Origin of the sequence: Caballeronia sp. GAWG1-1, from assembly GCF_023631465.1 — a bacterium.
In the GTDB taxonomy this organism is placed as follows: Bacteria; Pseudomonadota; Gammaproteobacteria; order Burkholderiales; family Burkholderiaceae; genus Caballeronia.
Genome location: NZ_JALQDB010000029.1, coordinates 406,039 through 424,158 on the forward strand (window position 1 = coordinate 406,039; position 18,120 = coordinate 424,158).

Consider the following 18,120-nt stretch of genomic DNA (forward strand, 5'->3'; position numbering starts at 1 on the left):
GACCTGCACGCGCCATTGTTGCATCGCGCGCCCGAAGACGCATGAGCGAAGCGGCGGTTTTTGCCTCGTGCGTTCACGGCTCGATACCGTTATGCTTCTGGGCTTTCCTCCGTCGATCGCACGATTTCAATGCGTAGCACCCTCGTCAAGTGGCTCTTCGCCACCTATCTGCTCGGCAGCGGCACGATCTGGTCGATCCTGATCCTGCCGCTTTTCCCGTTCGTCGGCAGAAACGGACGCTATTGGTTAGCCAGGCAATGGTGCCGCGCGATGGTCACGATGATGCGCGTCATCACCGGTGTGGGCGTCTCGGTCGAAGGACTCGAACACTTGCCGCACGGGCCATGCATCGTGTTGAGCCGCCATGAATCGACCTGGGAGACGCTCGCGTTCATGGCGCTCTTTCCGCGCCGCATCAGCTTCGTGTTCAAGCACGAACTCATGCAGATTCCTTTCTTCGGCTGGGTGCTGCGCGGTCTGGACATGGTGAGCCTCGACCGCGGCTCGATCCGTCAGGCGCACCAGGCTGTCACGCGTGAATGCGCCGCGCGGCTGAAGAAAGGCGACGTCGTGGTGATCTTTCCGGAAGGCACGCGCGTGGCGCACGATGCGCCGCTCAAGCTCGCTTCGGGTGGCGTGCGGCTCGCGTGCGCGACCAAGGTTCCGGTCGTGCCCGTTGTCCACGACGCGGGCAAGGTCTGGCCGGCGAAGGGTTGGCCGGATCATGGTGGACATATCCGCGTGATCGTCACGCCCGCCTTGCCGCTCGAATGCGAAATCCCGCAGGAATTGAACCGGCTCGCTCAAGCGCAGATGGATGCGGCGCTGGCAGAGTTGCGCTGATTGGGTAAGCCGCAAGCCTTTGCCTCGTGGATGCCGACTTGAGGCCTTGGTCGTCGCGTTCCGAGATTCTCGTCGAAGCGCAAGCAGCAGCCGTTCAATAAAGCGGCCGCTTCTTTGCGGCACACAGACGGTTCACGGCCGCAACCAGCGTCTCCATCTCGACCGGCTTGCGCAGATACCCGTCGTAGCTCACGAAAGCCGGCGGATTCGGATGCCCTGAAATCATCAGGAAAGGGATGTGCGCGAGCGCGGCGTCGTTCTTCATCGTTTGACAGAGAAGCGCGCCGCCGAGTCCCGGCATCATCCAGTCGGACACGACGATGTCGACCGTCTGCGCGCCGAGTATCGACAGAGCGCCGTTGCCGTCGACGGCGTAGAGCACGCGGCAATCCTCCCCTTGCATGCAGAGGGTCCAGGCTTCGATGGTGGCGGGGTCGTCATCGACGAGCAGAACGGTCTTCATGGAGCGAACGAGTTGACAGCAATGCGGCACCAAGTGCGGGAAATGACGTCGATGCGCCGAAGCGGCACGCGTCGATAAGACCGGCGCCACGAGCGTTCGTTGCAACCGATTCGCTGTCCCGGCGGGCTTACGTCATAGTATTTGTTTCGCGCGAAATCTGCGCGGTAAATGCTGCTCTAGCAAGGTGTGCGCCGCGGTGCACGACCGGTCACTTGTTCCCGGCGCGCGCACGGCCCGCTTCGCGCAAGGCATCGACCAGACTTTCTTCCACGGGCGTGCGCGCGGAGTCGTTGCGACGTATCAAGCCGATCGGCTCATCGGTGCCGGCGAAGGGCATGGGCAAGGCAACGAGCAAGCCGAGCGCGATGTCCTGCGCGACCGCGCCCGCTGGAACGAACCACACGGCGTCATTGTGCAACGCGAGCGCGCGGCCAAGCGAAACCGACAGCGTTTCGATCAACGCGGTCAGCGCATGCGCGCCGAACGCTGTCAGAACGCTTTCAGCCGACTGACGAATCAACGTCCCGAATGGCGGCACGACGATCGCGAAACGCGCAAGCAACGCGGGCGTGAGCGGCGCCTCGAACGTCAGCGGATGCTCGCGCCGGACAATCACCGCTAGCGGTTCACGATAGATCTGCTCGAAGGAAAGCTCGTGCATGGCTTCCGGCTCAGAGAGCCGGCCAACGACCAGATCGACGTCGCCCGCCTTCAGCCGTTCGAGCAGTTGCGCGTTCGAATCCGTGCGAACGGCAAGCGAAATGGCCGGCCATTGCTGCCGGAAAGCAGCGAGCGCGGGCGGCAGCAAGGCCGTGGCGACAGTCGGCAATACGCCGATGGAAATGGTCCCCGGCACATCGCCACGTTCGCGCAGCAGCATGTCCACGCCTTCGCGCAGCGACGCCACGCACGCGCTCGCATGCGGCGCGAAGAGCCGGCCCTCGCGCGTGGGAACCGCGCCGCGCCTGCCACGCTCGAACAAGCGCACGCCTAGAATGGATTCGAGTTCCCCTATGGTCTTCGACACGGCCGGCTGCGTAATCGACAGGCTGTCGGCCGCGCGCTGCACGCTGCCGAGCTGCGTCACGGCAAGGAAACACTGAAGGTGGCGGAACTTGACGCGAGTGTTGGTGAAGTCGGTATCCATGACGAGTCGTTATGCAAGCAGGCACGAAACATCATTTTCCATAACTCACTGCATTCGATAAAGTAGTTGCCAGAAATATCCGATTGAAAAACCCGGACACCCTACAAAACAGGAGACACGTCGTCATGACTTCGCCTATTCTCACGCCTCGCGACTGGGATTCCCACCCGCCGTATCTGTCGCCGGGCTACCGGTCATCCGTGCTGCGCAGCCCTTCGCTGCCGCTCATCCCGCTGAAGGAAAATCTGCGCAACCGCCGCGTTCCCGTCTATGGCGCGGACGACCTGGGCACGCTCGATAACGACCTCACGCGCAATGCCGCCAAGAACGGCGAGCCGCTCGGCGAGCGCATCATCGTGACGGGCCGCGTGCTGGACGACAACGGCCGCCCGGTGCGCAACACGCTCGTGGAAGTGTGGCAGGCCAACGCCGCCGGACGCTATGTCCACAAGGCCGATCAGCACGACGCGCCGCTCGACCCGAACTTCCTCGGCGCGGGCCGCTGCCTGACCGACGACGAAGGCCGCTACCGCTTCATGACGATCAAGCCGGGCGCATATCCGTGGGGCAATCACACCAACGCGTGGCGCCCCAATCACATTCACTTCTCGCTCTTCGGCGACTACTTCGGCTCGCGTCTCGTCACGCAGATGTATTTCCCGGGCGACCCGCTGCTCGAACTCGATCCGATTTATCAAGGCATTCCCGAGCAGGCGAGAAAGCGCCTCGTGTCGCGCTTCTCGATCGACACGACTCAGGAAAACTACGCGCTCGGCTACGAATTCGATATCGTGCTGCGCGGCCCGGACCAGACGCCGACGGAGTGAACGACATGACCACGCTCAAACAAACCCCATCGCAGACCGTCGGACCGTACTTCGCCTACGGCCTCGTTCCCGAGCAATACAACTTCGATCTGAAGAGCCTGTTCACGGCATCGGCCACGGATCGTGAAGTGCCGGGCGAGCATATCGCCGTGGTCGGCAACGTGTACGACGCGGAAGGCAAGCCCATTGGCGACGCGCTCATCGAAATCGCGCAGGCTGACGCGAACGGCCGTTACGTGGAAAGCGCCGAAGCCGCGCGCGAGTCGGGCTTTCGCGGATTCGCGCGCGTCGGCACGGGCACGGACCCGAAGCTGCGTTTTATCGTCGATACGGTGAAGCCCGGCAAGACCGCCGACGATGCCGCGCCGCATCTCGATGTCATCGTGCTGATGCGCGGCATGCTGCTGCACAGCTACACGCGCATCTATTTCGACGATGAAACCGAAGCCAACGCGAACGACGCCGTGCTCGCCGCCGTGCCGGCCGAGCGCCGCCATACGCTGATCGCCAAGCGCGAAGCGGGACCGACGGGCAAGCCGGGTGTGTCGGGCACGATCTATCGCTTCGACATTCATCTTCGCGGCCCGAACGAGACCGTGTTCTTCGACCTCTGAACGTCCGCTTCAAGGCAAAACGAAGGCGTCCGGCACTGCGCTATAGTGTCGGACGCCTTTTCGTTTCCATTGCTTCCGTTATGACCGACGCTTCCAACCAAAGCCCCAGCCCGCTCTACACCAAGCTGCTTGCCGAAACGGCGCAGATCGGCTGGTCCGAACTCGAACGCTTCTTCGCAAAGGGCGCGCTGATTTGGGTGAAGGGCGACCTGGATCTCGTGAGCGTCGCCGAGGCGGTCGCCAACGACGACACGCAGCAGGTCACGCAATGGCTCTCGGCCGGACTCATCGAGCGCTTGCAAGCGCAGACCGCCGTCGATATCGCCGCGCGCGATCCCGAGTTGTGGGCCGTGGTGGTATCGCCCTGGGTCTGCGTGCAGGAACGCGGCGCGGGCATTTGAATTACGTCACGCGCGGCGCTTCATCGACTTCGTCTTCAATCGCGCACCCAGTCCGTCCATAGCACGACGAGAATCGTCATCAATGCCGGGCCGATGAAAAGCCCGATCAGCCCGAACGTTTCCGCGCCGCCCAGAATGCCGAACAAGACGAGCAGAAACGGCAGGCGCGTGGAGCCGCCGATCAGCACTGGCCGCACGAAATGCTCGGAGATGAAGACGACAATCAGCCCGAAGATCGCCACGCTGGCAGCCGAAATCACGGAGCCTTGCGCGAGCAGCCATAGCGCCGAGCCGAGGAAGACGATCGGCGCGCAGAACGGCAGCATAGCGGCGACCGCGGTCAGCATGCCGAGCAAGGTGGCGTGCGGCACGCCCGTGATGCCATAGGCGATACCGAGCAAAGCGCCCTCGCCCAGGCCGACCACCACGAGACCGATCACCGTGCTGCGCACGGAGTCTGCCATGCGCCGGATGAGCGCCGCACCGTCCGCGCCAAACGCGCGCCGCGATCCCGCGATCAGTTGCTCGCCGAGCCGCGCGCCCGCCTGGAACATGAAGAACAGCGTCATCAGCATGAAGCCGAAAATGACGAGCCCATGCACCACGCGTCCGCCGAAATGGCGCGTCATCGCGACGACCGTCGCGCTATGCAGACGCTTCACGGCAGGGGAAGATTCGAGCGGTGTCGCCAGATTCTCTTGCCACCAATGCGAAACCTGCTGCGAACCCATTGGCAGATGCTCGACGAAAGCGGGCATCGGAATACCGGTGCGCAAGACGTCGTGGAACCAGCGGAGCATGTCGCTCGCTTCGTTGGCGGTCTGCGCGGCAACGATGGCGAACGGCACCACGAAGAGCAGCCCGACCGCTGTGGCAAGAAACGCCGCGAGCAAGATATTGTGCCGCCTGAACAGCGGACGCTGCTCTAGCCAGTGCAGCGCCGGCCATAATGAAATGGCGATCACGATAGCCCACACCACCGCCGGTATGAACGTGCGCGCCGTGTAGAGCGCAATCAGCACGAGCACCGTGTAAAGCGCCGCCGACGCCGCCCGCTGTACCTTGTTGATGCGTGCGCCCGGGTCCGTATCATGCTCGTTGCTGCGCTCTGGATTACGCGGATATCGCGGTGTAGACATGACGGTGAAAGCTCGCAGGAAGAAAGACGGAAATTCGAATCGATAACCTGAATGGTCGCACGCATTGTAAGCGCGTCGAACGTTCGGACAAAGTTGGCGCCCGGTTGACGCCCAGTTGGCACTAGGTTGGCGCTCAATCCGCACAAAGCGTTCCGCATCGTTGCGGGCAAGCAGCAAATGTTATTTACAACGGCAAGATTCGGGCTCCGTATAATCAAAGCCTCTCTTAAGAGAAGGGAAAGCACGGGATGGCAGGTAGAGCATTACAGTCGGCCGTTGGAACATGCGCGTCGCTTGCGATGCTGGCGAGTTTATTCTCAGGCTGTTCGAGCGGCCTCAGCCGCACGAAGGAAGACAAGCTGAACGCGCAGTACGGCATCACCATGCTGCAGGTCAAAGGCGGCGTGGAGATGCGCCTGCCCGACGCGCCGCTCTTCGATAGGGACGAAGCGCGCATCCGCGCGCAGAACATCGCCGTGCTGGACCGCGTCGCGGATGTGCTCAAACGCAGCATGCGGCCTGTTCTGATCGAAGGCCATACCGACGACGAAGGCTCGCTCGCCTACAACCGCGAACTGTCGCTGGCGCGCGCGAATGCCGTTGCGAATGCGTTGATCGCGCGCGGCGTGCCGGCCGAGCGCATTACGACCAAGGGCATGGCTTACCTGCGGCCCATCGCCAATAACGACACGCCGCAGGGCCGCGCGCTAAACCGGCGCGTCGAGATTCTGGTGCGCACCGAGAGCCAGGACACGTTACTCGGCAGGCCCAGGAAGTAACGCGCTTCTAGCTTCCTTCAACTCGTTTCGAGCACCAGCAACTGCGAACCGTCGGCGACCTGATCGCCGACGTCGAAGAGAATCTCGCCGATTTTTCCCGCCGTGGGCGCGACGATCGTATGCTCCATCTTCATGGCTTCCATGACGATGAGCGGCGCGCCCTTCGCCACCATCGCGCCTGCCTCCACCAATACCGCGATGACCTTGCCGGGCATCGGCGCGGTGAGACGTCCTTCGTGTTCGGCGTCGCCCGCATGAGCCATCAGGTTTTGCCATTCGAACTGGAATTCCGCGCCTTCGAGAAAGACGTGGAAGATGTCGCCTTCGATGAAGACGGTGCCTTTTAGCAGGTTATCGTCCAATTGCACGGTGTAATCGGTCGCGCCGCCATGCGTCCAGTCGAAGCGCGCGCTCTTGCCATCGAGCGCGAGCCGCTTCTCGCCGTCTTTCGTGTAGACGACCTTGCGCATGTCGTCGTGATCGACCTCGCGCCAGTTCAGGTCCTGGCTATAACCGCCCGCCATGCGCCAGTGCGAGAGCGCGTCCCACGGCGAGTGACCGTGCGCCTCGCCGCCTTCGCGCGTAAGCAGCGCGGCGCAGGCAAGCGCGAGCGCCTTGTTGCGCGGTACGGTTGGCGGCGCGAACAAGGTGTCGCGATGACGCTCGATCAAACCGGTATCGAGCTCGCCTTGCGAAAACGGCTCGCTTTTCACGATACGTTGCAGGAATTCGACGTTCGTATGCAGCCCGACGATCTCGCATTCGGCCAGCGCCCGTGCCATGCGGGCGAGCGCATCGCGACGGTCGCGGCCATGCACGATCAGCTTCGCGATCATCGGGTCGTAAAACGGCGTGATGGCGTCGCCTTCGCGCACGCCGCTGTCGATACGCACGTCGCCATCGATCGAAAAACTGACCGCCTGCGGCAATGCGAGATGCTTGAGCGTGCCCGTCGATGGCAAAAAGCCGCGCGCCGGGTTCTCCGCATAGATGCGCGCTTCAATGGCATGACCGTGCACCTTCAGCGCGTCTTGCGACAGGGGCAAAGGCTCGCCCGCCGCCACGCGCAGTTGCCATTCGACCAGATCGAGCCCGGTCACCATTTCGGTCACCGGATGCTCGACCTGCAAGCGCGTATTCATCTCCATGAAGTAGAACTGGCCGTCCTGCGTCATGATGAACTCGACCGTGCCCGCGCCGACGTAGTTCACCGCGCGTGCCGCCGCCACGGCGGCTTCGCCCATTGCGCGCCGGGTGGCATCGGAAAGACCGGGCGCGGGCGCTTCTTCGAGCACCTTCTGATGCCGACGCTGCACCGAGCAATCGCGATCGAACAGATAGACCGCGTTGCCGTGCGTATCGGCGAATACTTGCACTTCGACGTGACGCGGGCGCAGCAAATATTTTTCGATCAGCACGCGATCGTTGCCGAAGCTCGACGCCGCTTCGCGCTTGCATGAGGCGAGCGCGGCCGCGAAGTCCTCGCTCTTTTCGACGACTCGCATGCCCTTGCCGCCGCCGCCCGCGCTTGCCTTCAGCAGCACCGGATAGCCGATGCGATCCGCCTCGCGTTGCAGGAGCGCGGCGTCCTGATCGTCGCCGTGATAGCCGGGCACGAGCGGCACCGACGCGGATTGCATGAGCGCCTTGGCCGCGGCCTTGGAACCCATCGCGCGGATGGCTTCGACCGGCGGCCCGATGAAGACGATGCCGGCTTTCTCGCATGCATTGGCGAAGTCTTCGTTCTCGGAAAGAAAGCCGTAGCCTGGATGCACGGCTTGCGCGCCGCTCGAAAGCGCTGCCTCGACAATTCGATCCATGCGCAGATAGCTTTCGGATGCCGCCGCGCCGCCCACGTGCACGGCTTGATCGCAGACATCGACGTGTTTCGCTTGGGCATCCGCGTCCGAATAAACAGCGACGCTGCCGATATTCATGCGCTTCGCCGTCGCCGCGACACGGCAGGCGATCTCGCCGCGATTTGCAATCAGAATCTTGTTGAACATGGCTTCACATCCGTGGATCAGCTTGAGGTGCGAGACGCGAGTCGGGCGCCTGGGTCCCGACGTCTGGCGTCACATGCGGAATACGCCGAAGCGCGTGTCTTCGATCGGCGCGTTCATCGTCGCGGCAAGGCCCAAGCCCAGCACGTCGCGCGTTTGCGCCGGATCGATCACGCCGTCATCCCAAAGACGCGCGCTTGCATAGTACGGATGACCCTGCGCCTCGTATTGATCGCGAATCGGCGCCTTGAACGCTTCCTCTTCGTCCTTCGACCACGCGCCGCCCTTCTTCTCGATGCCGTCGCGCTTGACGGTTGCGAGCACGGACGCGGCCTGTTCGCCGCCCATGACCGAGATGCGCGCGTTCGGCCACATCCACAGAAAACGCGGCGAGTAGGCGCGGCCGCACATGCCGTAATTGCCCGCACCGAACGAACCGCCGATGATCACCGTGAACTTCGGCACCTTTGCCGTGGCCACGGCCGTCACCATCTTCGCGCCGTTACGCGCGATGCCTTCATTTTCGTACTTGCGCCCGACCATGAAGCCCGTGATGTTCTGCAGGAACACGAGTGGAATCTTGCGCTGGCAGCATAGTTCGATGAAGTGGGCGCCCTTCAACGCCGACTCGGAAAACAGAATGCCGTTGTTCGCGACGATGCCGACCGGATGCCCCCAGATATGCGCGAAGCCGGTGACGAGCGTCGTGCCGTAGCGCGCCTTGAATTCGTCGAAAGCGGAATCGTCGACGATGCGCGCGATCACTTCGCGCACGTCGAAAGGCTTGCGGGTATCGACCGGAATCACGCCGTAAAGGCTCTGCGCTTCATGGCGCGGCGGCAGCGGTTCCTTGAGCGCGAGCGGCGGCGTCTTCACGCGATTGAGATTGCCGACGATACTGCGCGCGATGCCGAGCGCATGCGCGTCGTTCTGCGCGAGATGGTCGACGACGCCGGAAAGACGCGTGTGCACGTCGCCGCCGCCGAGATCCTCGGCGCTGACTTCCTCGCCGGTCGCGGCCTTGACGAGCGGCGGGCCGCCCAGAAAAATCGTGCCCTGATCCTTTACGATGATCGACTCGTCGCTCATCGCCGGAACATAAGCGCCGCCCGCCGTGCACGAGCCCATGACCACCGCGATTTGCGCGATGCCCGCCGCCGACATGTTCGCCTGGTTGTAGAAGATGCGGCCGAAGTGATCGCGGTCGGGGAACACGTCGTCCTGATTCGGCAGGTTCGCGCCGCCCGAATCGACGAGATAGACGCACGGCAGGCGGTTCTGTTCGGCAATTTCCTGCGCGCGCAGATGCTTCTTCACCGTCACCGGATAGTACGTGCCGCCTTTCACGGTCGCGTCGTTGCAGACGATCACGCACTCCTGTCCCGCAATGCGCCCGATGCCCGTGATGATGCCCGCGCCCGGCGCGTCGTCGTTGTACATGCCGTAGGCCGCGAGCTGCGAAAGTTCGAGAAACGGCGTGCCCGGATCGAGCAGTTGCGCAATGCGGTCGCGCGGCAAGAGCTTGTTGCGCGACACGTGCCGGTCACGCGCGGCTTGACCGCCGCCTTCCGCGAGCTTCGCGACTTTTGCCTTGAGATCCGCGACGAGCGCTTCGAGCGCGGCGGCGTTGGTCCGAAAATCTTCGCTGCGCGGGTTCAGTTTCGATTCGATGATCGCCATGACGCGCCTCAAGCCGTCTCGGCGAACAGTTCGCGACCGATCAGCATGCGGCGAATCTCGCTCGTGCCCGCACCGATTTCATAGAGCTTGGCATCGCGCCACAGGCGTCCCACCGGATACTCGTTGATGTAGCCGTTGCCGCCAAGAATCTGGATGGCTTCGCCGGCCATCCACGTGGCTTTCTCGGCCGTGTAGAGAATCACGCCCGCGCAGTCCTTGCGCACCTGGCGCACGTGGCCCGAGCCGAGCGTATCGAGCTGGCGGCCCACCGCGAAGAGATATGCGCGGCACGCTTGCAGCGTGGTATAGAGATCCGCGACCTTGCCTTGAATCAGCTGGAATTCGCCGATGGCTTGCCCGAACTGCTTGCGGTCATGGATATACGGCACGACCGCATCCATGCAGGCGAGCATGATGCCGGTCGGCCCGCCCGCAAGCACGGCGCGCTCGTAGTCGAGACCGCTCATCAGCACCTTCGTGCCGCCGTTCAATGCGCCGAGAATGTTTTCCTTCGGCACTTCCACGTTCTCGAACACGAGTTCGCCCGTATGCGAGCCGCGCATGCCGAGCTTGTCCAGTTTCTGAGCGACCGAGAAGCCCTTCATGCCCTTCTCGACGATAAAAGCCGTGATGCCCCGCGCGCCCGCTTCGATATCCGTCTTCGCGTAGACGACGAGCGTGTCGCAATCCGGGCCGTTGGTGATCCACATCTTGGTGCCGTTGAGCACGTAATGGTCGCCCTTCTCGTCCGCGCGCAGCTTCATGCTGACGACATCCGATCCGGCGTTCGGCTCGCTCATGGCAAGCGCGCCGACGTGTTCGCCGGAAACGAGCTTCGGCAGATACTTGCGCTTCTGTTCTTCCGTGCCGTTGCGATGAATCTGGTTCACGCAGAGGTTCGAATGCGCGCCATACGACAGCCCGACCGATGCCGACGCCCGCGAGATTTCTTCCATCGCGACCATGTGCGCGGTGTAGCCGAGATTCGCGCCGCCGTATTCCTCGGATACCGTCATGCCGAGCACGCCCATGTCGCCGAATTTCTTCCAGAGGTCCATTGGGAACTGGTCGGTGCGGTCGATTTCGGCGGCGCGCGGCGCGATTTCCTTCGACGCGAAATGCTGAAGCGTGTCGCGCAACATATCGATGTCTTCGCCTAGCGCGAAGTTCAGGCCCGGCACGGTGCTCATGGGGTGTCTCCTCCAGATGCAATGTTTCGGCGCGTCGCGTTTGAGTTTCACTCACAGCAGATGGAGCGCCGCAGAATGGGCCAATTTCATCCTCTATTCGTCTTTCCGTCAATAGGTTTTTGAGCTACGCTCACATTTCTTGCGCACGCTCTTCCGCTACCGCCATGTCCACGCAAAGCACCGCTTCCAACCGCCGCACGCCGTCGGGCGTCAAATCGCAACAACGCGTGCGCGAAATCCTCCAGGCCGGCCGCGAGGTCTTCGCCGAGAAAGGCTACGACGGCGCCACCAGCGCGGAAATCGCGCAGCGCGCCGGCATTTCGGAAGCCACGGTGTTCAGCTATTTCAGCGGCAAGCGGGAATTGTGCGCCCGCGTGATCGCGGACTGGTACGACGAAATCATCGATGCCTTCGAGACCGGCATGCCGCGCGACGGCTCGGTGAGCCAGCAGTTCGCGTTCATCGTGAGAACGCATTTGCGGTTGATGCTGATGAACGGCACCGGTCTGTGCGCGCTCGTGCTCTCGGAAGGCCGCACGCGCCAGCACGATCTGTCGGACACGCTCACCGAATTGCAGCGCCGCTACACCGCGCCGCTCATGGACGTGCTCGCGCGCGGACAGACGCTCGGCCACGTGCGCGGCGACGTTCCGCTGCGTCTTTTGCGTTCGCTCGTTTTCGGGCCGATGGAACACGTGTTGTGGGACGCCACGCTTGCAAAACGCCGCCTGAGTCAGACTCAGATCGAGACGACGGCGAATGAACTGGTGGAAGTGCTGTGGGCCGCGCTGCAACCCGCCGATGCGAAAACGGCGGCGCTGGCGCAGTTCCGACAGGATGTCGAAGACGCGTCGCGCCGCTACGAAGCGGCATCGAGCGAAGAGAAGCCGCTTACTTGACGAAGCGGCGCGCGAGACGCGCGAGCATCGGCACGGTGGTTGGGCGCAAGAGCCGCGCGTCGTAACCGCTCATGCGACGCGCGTTTTCCGCGAGACACAGGTCGATCAAGGAAGCGACGGAAACATTGCCCGCCACGGAATCGCCGACGTTGGCCGGGAAGTTGGCATCTTGCGCCGCGCCGCTCGTGTCGAAACCTCGCGCGAGCGAAATGCGGTCGCGAATCAGCGAAATCCAGACGCTCGCGGTTTTGAGCAGGAAACCAGGCTTGTGATACCACGGCAGACTGCGCCGATACCACGCCACCCAGTTGGCAAAAAACAGAATGTGACGCGCTTCTTCCTGAATCACCGGCTCGAAGGTTTCGACGAGCGCTTCGGGAAAATAGCCTGACTGGCGCGCCGCCTCGAACAAGCCGAACGCAAAGAAACTGTCGATGCACTCGCTATAGCCCGTGAGCATCCACGCGCGCAATGCGTCGTCCGGTGCGGGATACGGCGGCTCGGGCGCGAGCTCGATGCCATAGGCTTCGACGAGTTTCGAGAGTACGAGCTTGTGGCGCGCTTCTTCCCCGCCGTTCATGCGCAAGGCTTCGCGCAAATGCGGGTCGTGAACCGCCGCCGCGTAAGTCGCCACGCGAATGGAGGCGCGCCCTTCCGTCTGCACCGCGATGTCCCAGATGGGCAGCGACGTCACGCGCTTGAGCGCCGCCGGGTCCAGCTTCGGCCACTCGATCACGGCCGGTTTGTACGGATTGTGCGTCGTCAGCAACATCTCGCAGAACATCCGCAGATGCTGATCCGAGCCAATCCGAATCTTTCCTGACGATCGATACGTCCAATTACGCATCGCATGATCTGCTTCTACCGGAGTGAGCGTGTCGGACATATTCGAAAATTGAGCGACGATCGGGTACGTTCTGCGGATTTTGGCATACCGGCCGACAATCCGCAGCAATCGCTGCTCAATTCACGTCAATGCGAGATTTTTTCGAGCGCCATGTCGCGCGTACGCGGTCCCATCAGGCCGATCGCCGCCATCACGACGAGCATGGCGCCCGCGATGAACACGAACACGCCGGTCGTCCCGAAACCCTTGAGCACGGCCGCGATGATGAATGACGTGAAAATCGCCGAAAACCGGCTCCACGAATAGACGAAGCCGACGGCGCGCGCGCGGATGCTGGTCGGGAACAACTCGGTCTGATACGCGTGGAAGCTGTACGACATGATGTTCGACGACAGCGTGAGCCCGACGCCCATCGCGATCAGGAACATGGCGTTCGACGACTGGCTGAACAGCAGCCCGCAGACGATATTCGCGCCCGCCATGGCGACGATGGCCGTCTTGCGCTCGATGCGGTCGGCAATCAAGAGCCCGATGATCGGCCCGATGGGCGCCGCGATCGCGATGATGCTCGAATACATCAGGCTCGACGTGACCGTGACGCCCTGCTTCACGAGCAAGGCCGGCACCCAGTTGGCGAAGCCGTAGAAACCGACCGTCTGGAACACGTTGAAGATGATCATCATCGTGGCGCGGCGGCCGTAGGGCGGCTTCCACATATCGGCGAACGAGCCTGCGCCCTGCGCGGCGTCGAGCACCGGCTCGGGCGCGGCGGGCGGCGGCAACGGCCGGCCGTATTCGCGTTCCACCTTGGCTTCGAGCGCCGACATTACGCGATCCGCTTCGGCGAGGCGGCCCTTTTGCGCGAGCCAGCGCGGACTTTCGGGCAGCGTGCGGCGAATCCACCAGACGAAGAGCGCGCCATGCGCACCGATCACGACGACCCAGCGCCATCCGTCGAAGCCGAACGGCGCGCGCGGCACCAGCAGATAAGCGAGGAACGCGACCACCGGCACCGCCATGAAACCGACTGCCTGCTCGCAGGCAAAAGCGCGCCCACGGATGTGCTTCGGCGCGAGTTCGGAGATATACGTGCCGATCGTCACCAGTTCCACGCCGATTCCCACGCCGGCGATGAAGCGCCAGAAGTTGAGACCGGTCGCGGTGTCCTGAAACGCCATGATGAGATTCGCGACGGTGTACCACAGCAGCGAATACGTGAAAATCGCGCGGCGGCCGAAACGGTCGGCGAGAAAACCGCACGCCACCGTGCCGATGAACAGCCCCGCGAACAGCGACGCAATAAAGCTCGCCACGCCTGTGAAACCGAAGAAACTCGCTGTCGTTGGCGTGAGGATGCCGCTCTTTACCAGCCCTGGCGCGACGTAACCGGAGTACAGCAAGTCGTAGAGCTCGAAGAAGAAGCCGAGACTCAGGAGCGCGATGAAAGTCCAGATGGTGCGCGTGGCCGGCAGCCGGTCGAGACGCGCGGAAATGAGACCGGCGGTGATTTCGGGTGGCGCGGACGCGGACGCAGCGGCCGATGCGCGCTGTGCGCCCGCCGCGGGGGAAGTTGCCATTGATATGTCTCCTGTCGACCGGACGGTTCTTTTGCGGATGGGGCGTCCCGCGCGAGGGGGTGGTCTTCGGCGCGCGGGACGAGGGCCGCATTTTAGCTGCGAGGGGCGGATCAGTCAGCCCGAATCCCATCCATCAACAACGCCACCGCATGCCGCGCGATCTGCTCCTTGCTGATCGCGCCTGCGCCCTGGCCGCGCCAGCGTGATGTCGCAAGCGGAAACACCGCAAGTCCGAACAACGATACGAACACGAGCGATGGCTCCAGCGCCGGATTTACCTTGCCCGCTTTCTGCCATCCGGCGATGCGCTCGATCGCCAAATCCTTGCGCTCGTCGCCGAAGCGTTCTGCCATGCGCTGACGCAGCACGCCACCTTCGCTGATGACTTCGCGTACCCACAGCGCCGCGAACCACGGATGCTTGTCCACCGTCGCGACCAGCGCCTCCACGAAGGCGCGCAAGGTGTCGGCGGGCTCGGCCGAGGGATCGTTGAATACGCGTCCCAGTTCCGAGCGCAACGGCGCGAAGCGTTCGTCGATCAACACATCGAGTAGCTGCTCGCGCGTCTTGAAATAGTAATGGACCATTGCGGGCGTTACGCCGGCCTCGCGGGCAATCGCCCCAAGCGTCGTTTCGCCGATGCCCTGCCGCGCAAACAACATCAGCGCCGTATCCAGCAAGTGCGCCCGCGCCTCGGCGCTGTGACCGCCGCTCGGACGGCCCGGCCGCCGCCCTGCTTTCTTCAGTTGAACCTCGCCCGATTCGCCGGGCAACTCGGCTCCGATTACATCGTTTGACATAGAGATGGTTTGACGAGCCTTCGATGATCGTTTATATTAACTTTCATGTTAATTAAATTCAATCCGTTTTCAGCGGGCAGCGCTGAGAACCGGATTGAAGCGCTTTTCACGACGCCAAAGGCGTCCCTACGCAAGTACAGGTCGATATGACATCTTTACACCGAACCGCCCCCGCAGGCGTCGACGAAGCCGCAAAACCGCCGCTCGGCCTGCTCTTCACGGCGCTTTTGCTCGTCATGCTGCTCGGTGCGCTCGATCAAACCATCGTGTCGACAGCGCTCCCGACCATCGTCGGCGAACTCGGCGGACTCGAAAATTTGTCGTGGGTCGTCACGTCCTATCTGCTCAGTTCGACCATCGTCGTGCCGCTTTACGGCAAATTCGGCGATCAGTTCGGACGCAAGGTCGTGCTTCAGGCATCCATCCTGATATTCCTTGCCGGGTCTATCCTCTGCGGCGTCGCGCAGAACATGACGCAATTGATCGCGCTGCGCGCGTTGCAGGGGCTCGGCGGCGGCGGGCTGATGGTGGTCACCATGGCCGCCATCGCCGATGTCATCCCACCCGCCGAACGCGGTCGCTTTCAGGGGCTTTTCGGCGGTGTGTATGGCCTTGCCACGGTCGTCGGGCCGCTGCTTGGCGGCTTTCTGGTCGAGCATCTGTCGTGGCGCTGGATTTTCTACATCAACGTGCCGCTCGGCGTGATCGCGCTCGCCGTCATCCAGACCGTATTCAAGCCGCATACGGCGCACGTGAACCATCGCGTGGACTATATGGGCGCGGGCTTTCTAGCCGCCGCGCTCACCTGCATCATCCTGTTCACCAGCGAAGGCGGCGCGCTCTTGCCGTGGAGTTCACCGCAACTGTGGTGCACGCTCGCGCTCGGCTTGATCTGCATCGGCGGATTCGTCTACGAGGAACGGCTCGCCGCCGAGCCCATCATGCCGCTCTCGCTCTTCAAGGAACCCACCTTCGTGCTGGCCGGGCTGATCGGTTTCATTGTCGGCTGCGCGCTGTTCGGCGCGGTCACGTTCCTGCCGCTCTATTTGCAAGTGGTAAAGGGCTCCACGCCGTCGCAGGCCGGTCTGCAGATCACGCCGATGATGGCCGGCGTGCTGCTTTCTTCCATCGTGAGCGGCCGGGTCATCAGCAAGATCGGGAAGTACCGGTTTTTCCCGATCGCGGGCACGGGGTTCGTCACGCTCGCCATGGTGCTGCTGTCCACGCTGCGCCTCGACACGCCGCTGCCGGTCATGTACGGCTACATGCTGCTGCTCGGCCTCGGGCTCGGCATGGTGATGCAGGTGCTCGTGCTGGCGGTGCAGAACGTGGTCGAATTCCGGATGATCGGCGTGGCGACCTCCAGCGCGACGCTCTTTCGCTCGATCGGCGGCTCGGTCGGCGTGGCCGCTTTCGGCGCGATTTTCTCGGGAAGCCTGCGCGGCCGGCTCGAAACGCTGATTCCGGCCGGCACGGAGATGCCGCGTTCGCTCGGGCCGCTCGCGGTGGCGAATCTGCCGGCCGCGTTGCATGACGATTATCTGAGCGCGTTCGCCGGCTCCATGCACACGGTTTATCTGGTCGCGGCTTGTATTGCGTGCATCGCTTTTGCGCTGTCGTGGTTTCTCAAGGACCATCCGCTTCGCAAGCATTGAGAAAGTAATCAGCAAGGAAGTCGGTAGAATTCAGACAAAACCACTTGCTAAATCATGTGAAGGAAAGTTCTAAATCGCCGCTATCGGTGCTTTCACTAGATGCCTGACAATTTTGGCTTGGTACCCTTCTGCCGATTCTGCCCGGACACGATCCGCGGAAGACCCAAAGGTCCGGCGTCGCCAATTACGGCGCCGGATGCCCGGATACGAGACCTGCCGGGATGAACCGACCACCATCTGGAGTAATAACAGTGAAGAAACTGATCGCGGCCCTGACGATGTCCCTCCTTGCCGCCACGTCGCTCACCGCCGTCACCGCGCACGCCAAGGACTATTCGACGATTCGCTTTGGCGTCGACGCAAGCTATCCCCCGTTCGAATCGAAGGGTTCGGATGGCAAGCTGACCGGTTTCGATATCGATCTCGGCAACGAGATCTGCGCGCGCCTGAAGGCCAAGTGCGTATGGGTGGAGAACGATTTCGACGGCATGATCCCCGCCCTCAAGGCGAAGAAGTTCGACGGCGTGCTCTCGTCGATGTCCATGACGCCGCAACGCGCCGAGCAGATCGCCTTTTCGAGCAAGCTGTTCAACACGCCGACGCGTCTCGTCGCGAAGAAGGGCAGCAACATCCTGCCGACGGCCGAAAGCCTGAAGGGCAAGACCGTGGGTGTGGAACAAGGCACGATCCAGGAAACCTACGCCAAGACCTACTGGGCGCCGAAGGGCGTGACGGTTACGCCGTACCAGAACCAGGATCAGGTCTACGCCGATCTGACTTCGGGCCGTCTGGACGCCGCCCTGCAAGACGCCGTGCAGGCTGAAATCGGCTTCCTGAAGACGCCGCGCGGTGCTGGCTATGACTTCGCGGGCAAGGATATCGTCGACAAGAAGGTGCTGGGCGAAGGCGCGGGCATCGGCATGCGCAAGGAAGACACCGACCTCAAGACGCAAGTCGACAAGGCAATTGCCGACATCATCAAGGACGGCACGTACAAGAAGATCGAGAAGAAGTACTTCGACTTCGACGTGTACGGCAGCTAAGTCATGCCTTCGGGCGAAGCGCCGGTCACACCGGCCTTCGCTCGAGTGGGCTACGAAGCGGGCTCCGCGTTTTTTTGCGGAGCCCGCTTTGTTTTTGGCGCCTGGCAGGTCGCTTTTGCTGAGTCTGCTTTTGTCGCAGCAACGGTGCGCTCTTCCGTGCCCGCTTTGGCCTTCCGCGCAACTCCGCAAACGTCCCGACGCGCCGCCGCGCGG

Annotated in this window: 17 protein-coding genes; 8 read left to right on the forward strand and 9 right to left on the reverse strand. The window is 62.8% G+C overall.

The window, feature by feature from the left end; all coding sequences use genetic code 11:
- Nucleotides 1-129 precede the first annotated feature (129 nt).
- Nucleotides 130-843 (forward strand): lysophospholipid acyltransferase family protein, encoded by a 714-nt coding sequence (locus NCT03_RS19890; protein ID WP_244829344.1) that lies wholly within the window; start codon nt 130-132, stop codon nt 841-843.
- Between the two features lie 94 nt (nt 844-937).
- On the opposite strand, the gene NCT03_RS19895 is transcribed toward NCT03_RS19890, so the two are convergent.
- Both NCT03_RS19895 and pcaQ read right to left on the reverse strand, forming a co-directional pair.
- A complete protein-coding gene (locus NCT03_RS19895) occupies nt 938-1,306 on the reverse strand; it encodes a response regulator (RefSeq protein WP_244829343.1) in 369 nt (122 codons plus the stop codon).
- A gap of 208 nt (nt 1,307-1,514) precedes the next feature.
- Entirely contained in the window at nt 1,515-2,453 is a 939-nt protein-coding gene (gene pcaQ / locus NCT03_RS19900; protein ID WP_250493587.1) for a pca operon transcription factor PcaQ, read from the reverse strand.
- A gap of 125 nt (nt 2,454-2,578) precedes the next feature.
- Here pcaQ and pcaH point away from each other — a divergent pair, with 125 nt between their 5' ends.
- The 3 genes from pcaH to NCT03_RS19915 all read left to right on the forward strand — a co-directional run bounded on the left by pcaH (nt 2,579) and on the right by NCT03_RS19915 (nt 4,295).
- Nucleotides 2,579-3,280 (forward strand): protocatechuate 3,4-dioxygenase subunit beta, encoded by a 702-nt coding sequence (gene pcaH / locus NCT03_RS19905; RefSeq protein WP_250493588.1) that lies wholly within the window; start codon nt 2,579-2,581, stop codon nt 3,278-3,280.
- Nucleotides 3,281-3,285: 5 nt separating this feature from the next.
- The gene (pcaG, locus tag NCT03_RS19910; protein ID WP_250493589.1) at nt 3,286-3,894 is read left to right on the forward strand and encodes a protocatechuate 3,4-dioxygenase subunit alpha; all 609 of its coding nucleotides are present in this window, start codon (nt 3,286-3,288) and stop codon (nt 3,892-3,894) included.
- Nucleotides 3,895-3,974: 80 nt separating this feature from the next.
- Nucleotides 3,975-4,295 carry a DUF2288 domain-containing protein gene (locus NCT03_RS19915; RefSeq protein WP_244829339.1) on the forward strand — a complete coding sequence of 107 codons (321 nt, stop codon included), beginning with the start codon at nt 3,975-3,977 and terminating at the stop codon, nt 4,293-4,295.
- Between the two features lie 35 nt (nt 4,296-4,330).
- On the opposite strand, the gene NCT03_RS19920 is transcribed toward NCT03_RS19915, so the two are convergent.
- Complete coding sequence (locus NCT03_RS19920; RefSeq protein ID WP_244829338.1) at nt 4,331-5,434, reverse strand: AI-2E family transporter; 1,104 nt, start codon at nt 5,432-5,434, stop codon at nt 4,331-4,333.
- Between the two features lie 248 nt (nt 5,435-5,682).
- Between NCT03_RS19920 and NCT03_RS19925 the strand changes: the two genes are divergently transcribed.
- Nucleotides 5,683-6,213 (forward strand): OmpA family protein, encoded by a 531-nt coding sequence (locus tag NCT03_RS19925; RefSeq protein ID WP_250493590.1) that lies wholly within the window; start codon nt 5,683-5,685, stop codon nt 6,211-6,213.
- A 17-nt stretch (nt 6,214-6,230) separates the two neighbouring features.
- On the opposite strand, the gene NCT03_RS19930 is transcribed toward NCT03_RS19925, so the two are convergent.
- From NCT03_RS19930 to NCT03_RS19940, 3 genes are all read right to left on the reverse strand, one after another.
- Nucleotides 6,231-8,219 carry an acetyl/propionyl/methylcrotonyl-CoA carboxylase subunit alpha gene (locus tag NCT03_RS19930; RefSeq protein ID WP_250493591.1) on the reverse strand — a complete coding sequence of 663 codons (1,989 nt, stop codon included), beginning with the start codon at nt 8,217-8,219 and terminating at the stop codon, nt 6,231-6,233.
- Nucleotides 8,220-8,288: 69 nt separating this feature from the next.
- Nucleotides 8,289-9,896, reverse strand: a complete 1,608-nt coding sequence (locus NCT03_RS19935; protein WP_250493592.1) for a carboxyl transferase domain-containing protein — start codon at nt 9,894-9,896, stop codon at nt 8,289-8,291.
- Between the two features lie 8 nt (nt 9,897-9,904).
- Nucleotides 9,905-11,086 (reverse strand): isovaleryl-CoA dehydrogenase, encoded by a 1,182-nt coding sequence (locus NCT03_RS19940; RefSeq protein WP_244829334.1) that lies wholly within the window; start codon nt 11,084-11,086, stop codon nt 9,905-9,907.
- A 164-nt stretch (nt 11,087-11,250) separates the two neighbouring features.
- Here NCT03_RS19940 and NCT03_RS19945 point away from each other — a divergent pair, with 164 nt between their 5' ends.
- Complete coding sequence (locus NCT03_RS19945; RefSeq protein ID WP_250493593.1) at nt 11,251-11,985, forward strand: TetR/AcrR family transcriptional regulator; 735 nt, start codon at nt 11,251-11,253, stop codon at nt 11,983-11,985.
- Here NCT03_RS19945 and NCT03_RS19950 read toward each other — a convergent pair.
- The 3 genes from NCT03_RS19950 to NCT03_RS19960 all read right to left on the reverse strand — a co-directional run bounded on the left by NCT03_RS19950 (nt 11,978) and on the right by NCT03_RS19960 (nt 15,209).
- Nucleotides 11,978-12,871, reverse strand: a complete 894-nt coding sequence (locus NCT03_RS19950; protein ID WP_250493594.1) for a ferritin-like domain-containing protein — start codon at nt 12,869-12,871, stop codon at nt 11,978-11,980. The genes NCT03_RS19945 and NCT03_RS19950 overlap by 8 nt on opposite strands.
- Nucleotides 12,872-12,957: 86 nt before the next feature.
- The gene (locus NCT03_RS19955; RefSeq protein WP_244829331.1) at nt 12,958-14,409 is read right to left on the reverse strand and encodes an MFS transporter; all 1,452 of its coding nucleotides are present in this window, start codon (nt 14,407-14,409) and stop codon (nt 12,958-12,960) included.
- Between the two features lie 110 nt (nt 14,410-14,519).
- Nucleotides 14,520-15,209 carry a TetR/AcrR family transcriptional regulator gene (locus NCT03_RS19960; RefSeq protein ID WP_244829330.1) on the reverse strand — a complete coding sequence of 230 codons (690 nt, stop codon included), beginning with the start codon at nt 15,207-15,209 and terminating at the stop codon, nt 14,520-14,522.
- Between the two features lie 146 nt (nt 15,210-15,355).
- Here NCT03_RS19960 and NCT03_RS19965 point away from each other — a divergent pair, with 146 nt between their 5' ends.
- Together NCT03_RS19965 and NCT03_RS19970 are read left to right on the forward strand one after the other, a co-directional pair.
- The gene (locus NCT03_RS19965; protein ID WP_250493595.1) at nt 15,356-16,864 is read left to right on the forward strand and encodes an MDR family MFS transporter; all 1,509 of its coding nucleotides are present in this window, start codon (nt 15,356-15,358) and stop codon (nt 16,862-16,864) included.
- 251 nt (nt 16,865-17,115) lie between these two features.
- The gene (locus tag NCT03_RS19970; protein ID WP_250467382.1) at nt 17,116-17,907 is read left to right on the forward strand and encodes an ABC transporter substrate-binding protein; all 792 of its coding nucleotides are present in this window, start codon (nt 17,116-17,118) and stop codon (nt 17,905-17,907) included.
- Nucleotides 17,908-18,120 lie beyond the last annotated feature (213 nt).

Excerpts from the sequence above, each read along its gene's own strand:
- NCT03_RS19890 (WP_244829344.1), top strand. The coding sequence starts at position 130 with ATGCGTAGCACCCTCGTCAAGTGGCTCTTCGCCACCTATCTGCTCGGC.
- NCT03_RS19895 (WP_244829343.1), bottom strand. The coding sequence starts at position 1,306 with ATGAAGACCGTTCTGCTCGTCGATGACGACCCCGCCACCATCGAAGCC.
- pcaQ (WP_250493587.1), bottom strand. The coding sequence starts at position 2,453 with ATGGATACCGACTTCACCAACACTCGCGTCAAGTTCCGCCACCTTCAG.
- pcaH (WP_250493588.1), top strand. The coding sequence starts at position 2,579 with ATGACTTCGCCTATTCTCACGCCTCGCGACTGGGATTCCCACCCGCCG.
- pcaG (WP_250493589.1), top strand. The coding sequence starts at position 3,286 with ATGACCACGCTCAAACAAACCCCATCGCAGACCGTCGGACCGTACTTC.
- NCT03_RS19915 (WP_244829339.1), top strand. The coding sequence starts at position 3,975 with ATGACCGACGCTTCCAACCAAAGCCCCAGCCCGCTCTACACCAAGCTG.
- NCT03_RS19920 (WP_244829338.1), bottom strand. The coding sequence starts at position 5,434 with ATGTCTACACCGCGATATCCGCGTAATCCAGAGCGCAGCAACGAGCAT.
- NCT03_RS19925 (WP_250493590.1), top strand. The coding sequence starts at position 5,683 with ATGGCAGGTAGAGCATTACAGTCGGCCGTTGGAACATGCGCGTCGCTT.
- NCT03_RS19930 (WP_250493591.1), bottom strand. The coding sequence starts at position 8,219 with ATGTTCAACAAGATTCTGATTGCAAATCGCGGCGAGATCGCCTGCCGT.
- NCT03_RS19935 (WP_250493592.1), bottom strand. The coding sequence starts at position 9,896 with ATGGCGATCATCGAATCGAAACTGAACCCGCGCAGCGAAGATTTTCGG.
- NCT03_RS19940 (WP_244829334.1), bottom strand. The coding sequence starts at position 11,086 with ATGAGCACCGTGCCGGGCCTGAACTTCGCGCTAGGCGAAGACATCGAT.
- NCT03_RS19945 (WP_250493593.1), top strand. The coding sequence starts at position 11,251 with ATGTCCACGCAAAGCACCGCTTCCAACCGCCGCACGCCGTCGGGCGTC.
- NCT03_RS19950 (WP_250493594.1), bottom strand. The coding sequence starts at position 12,871 with ATGTCCGACACGCTCACTCCGGTAGAAGCAGATCATGCGATGCGTAAT.
- NCT03_RS19955 (WP_244829331.1), bottom strand. The coding sequence starts at position 14,409 with ATGGCAACTTCCCCCGCGGCGGGCGCACAGCGCGCATCGGCCGCTGCG.
- NCT03_RS19960 (WP_244829330.1), bottom strand. The coding sequence starts at position 15,209 with ATGTCAAACGATGTAATCGGAGCCGAGTTGCCCGGCGAATCGGGCGAG.
- NCT03_RS19965 (WP_250493595.1), top strand. The coding sequence starts at position 15,356 with ATGACATCTTTACACCGAACCGCCCCCGCAGGCGTCGACGAAGCCGCA.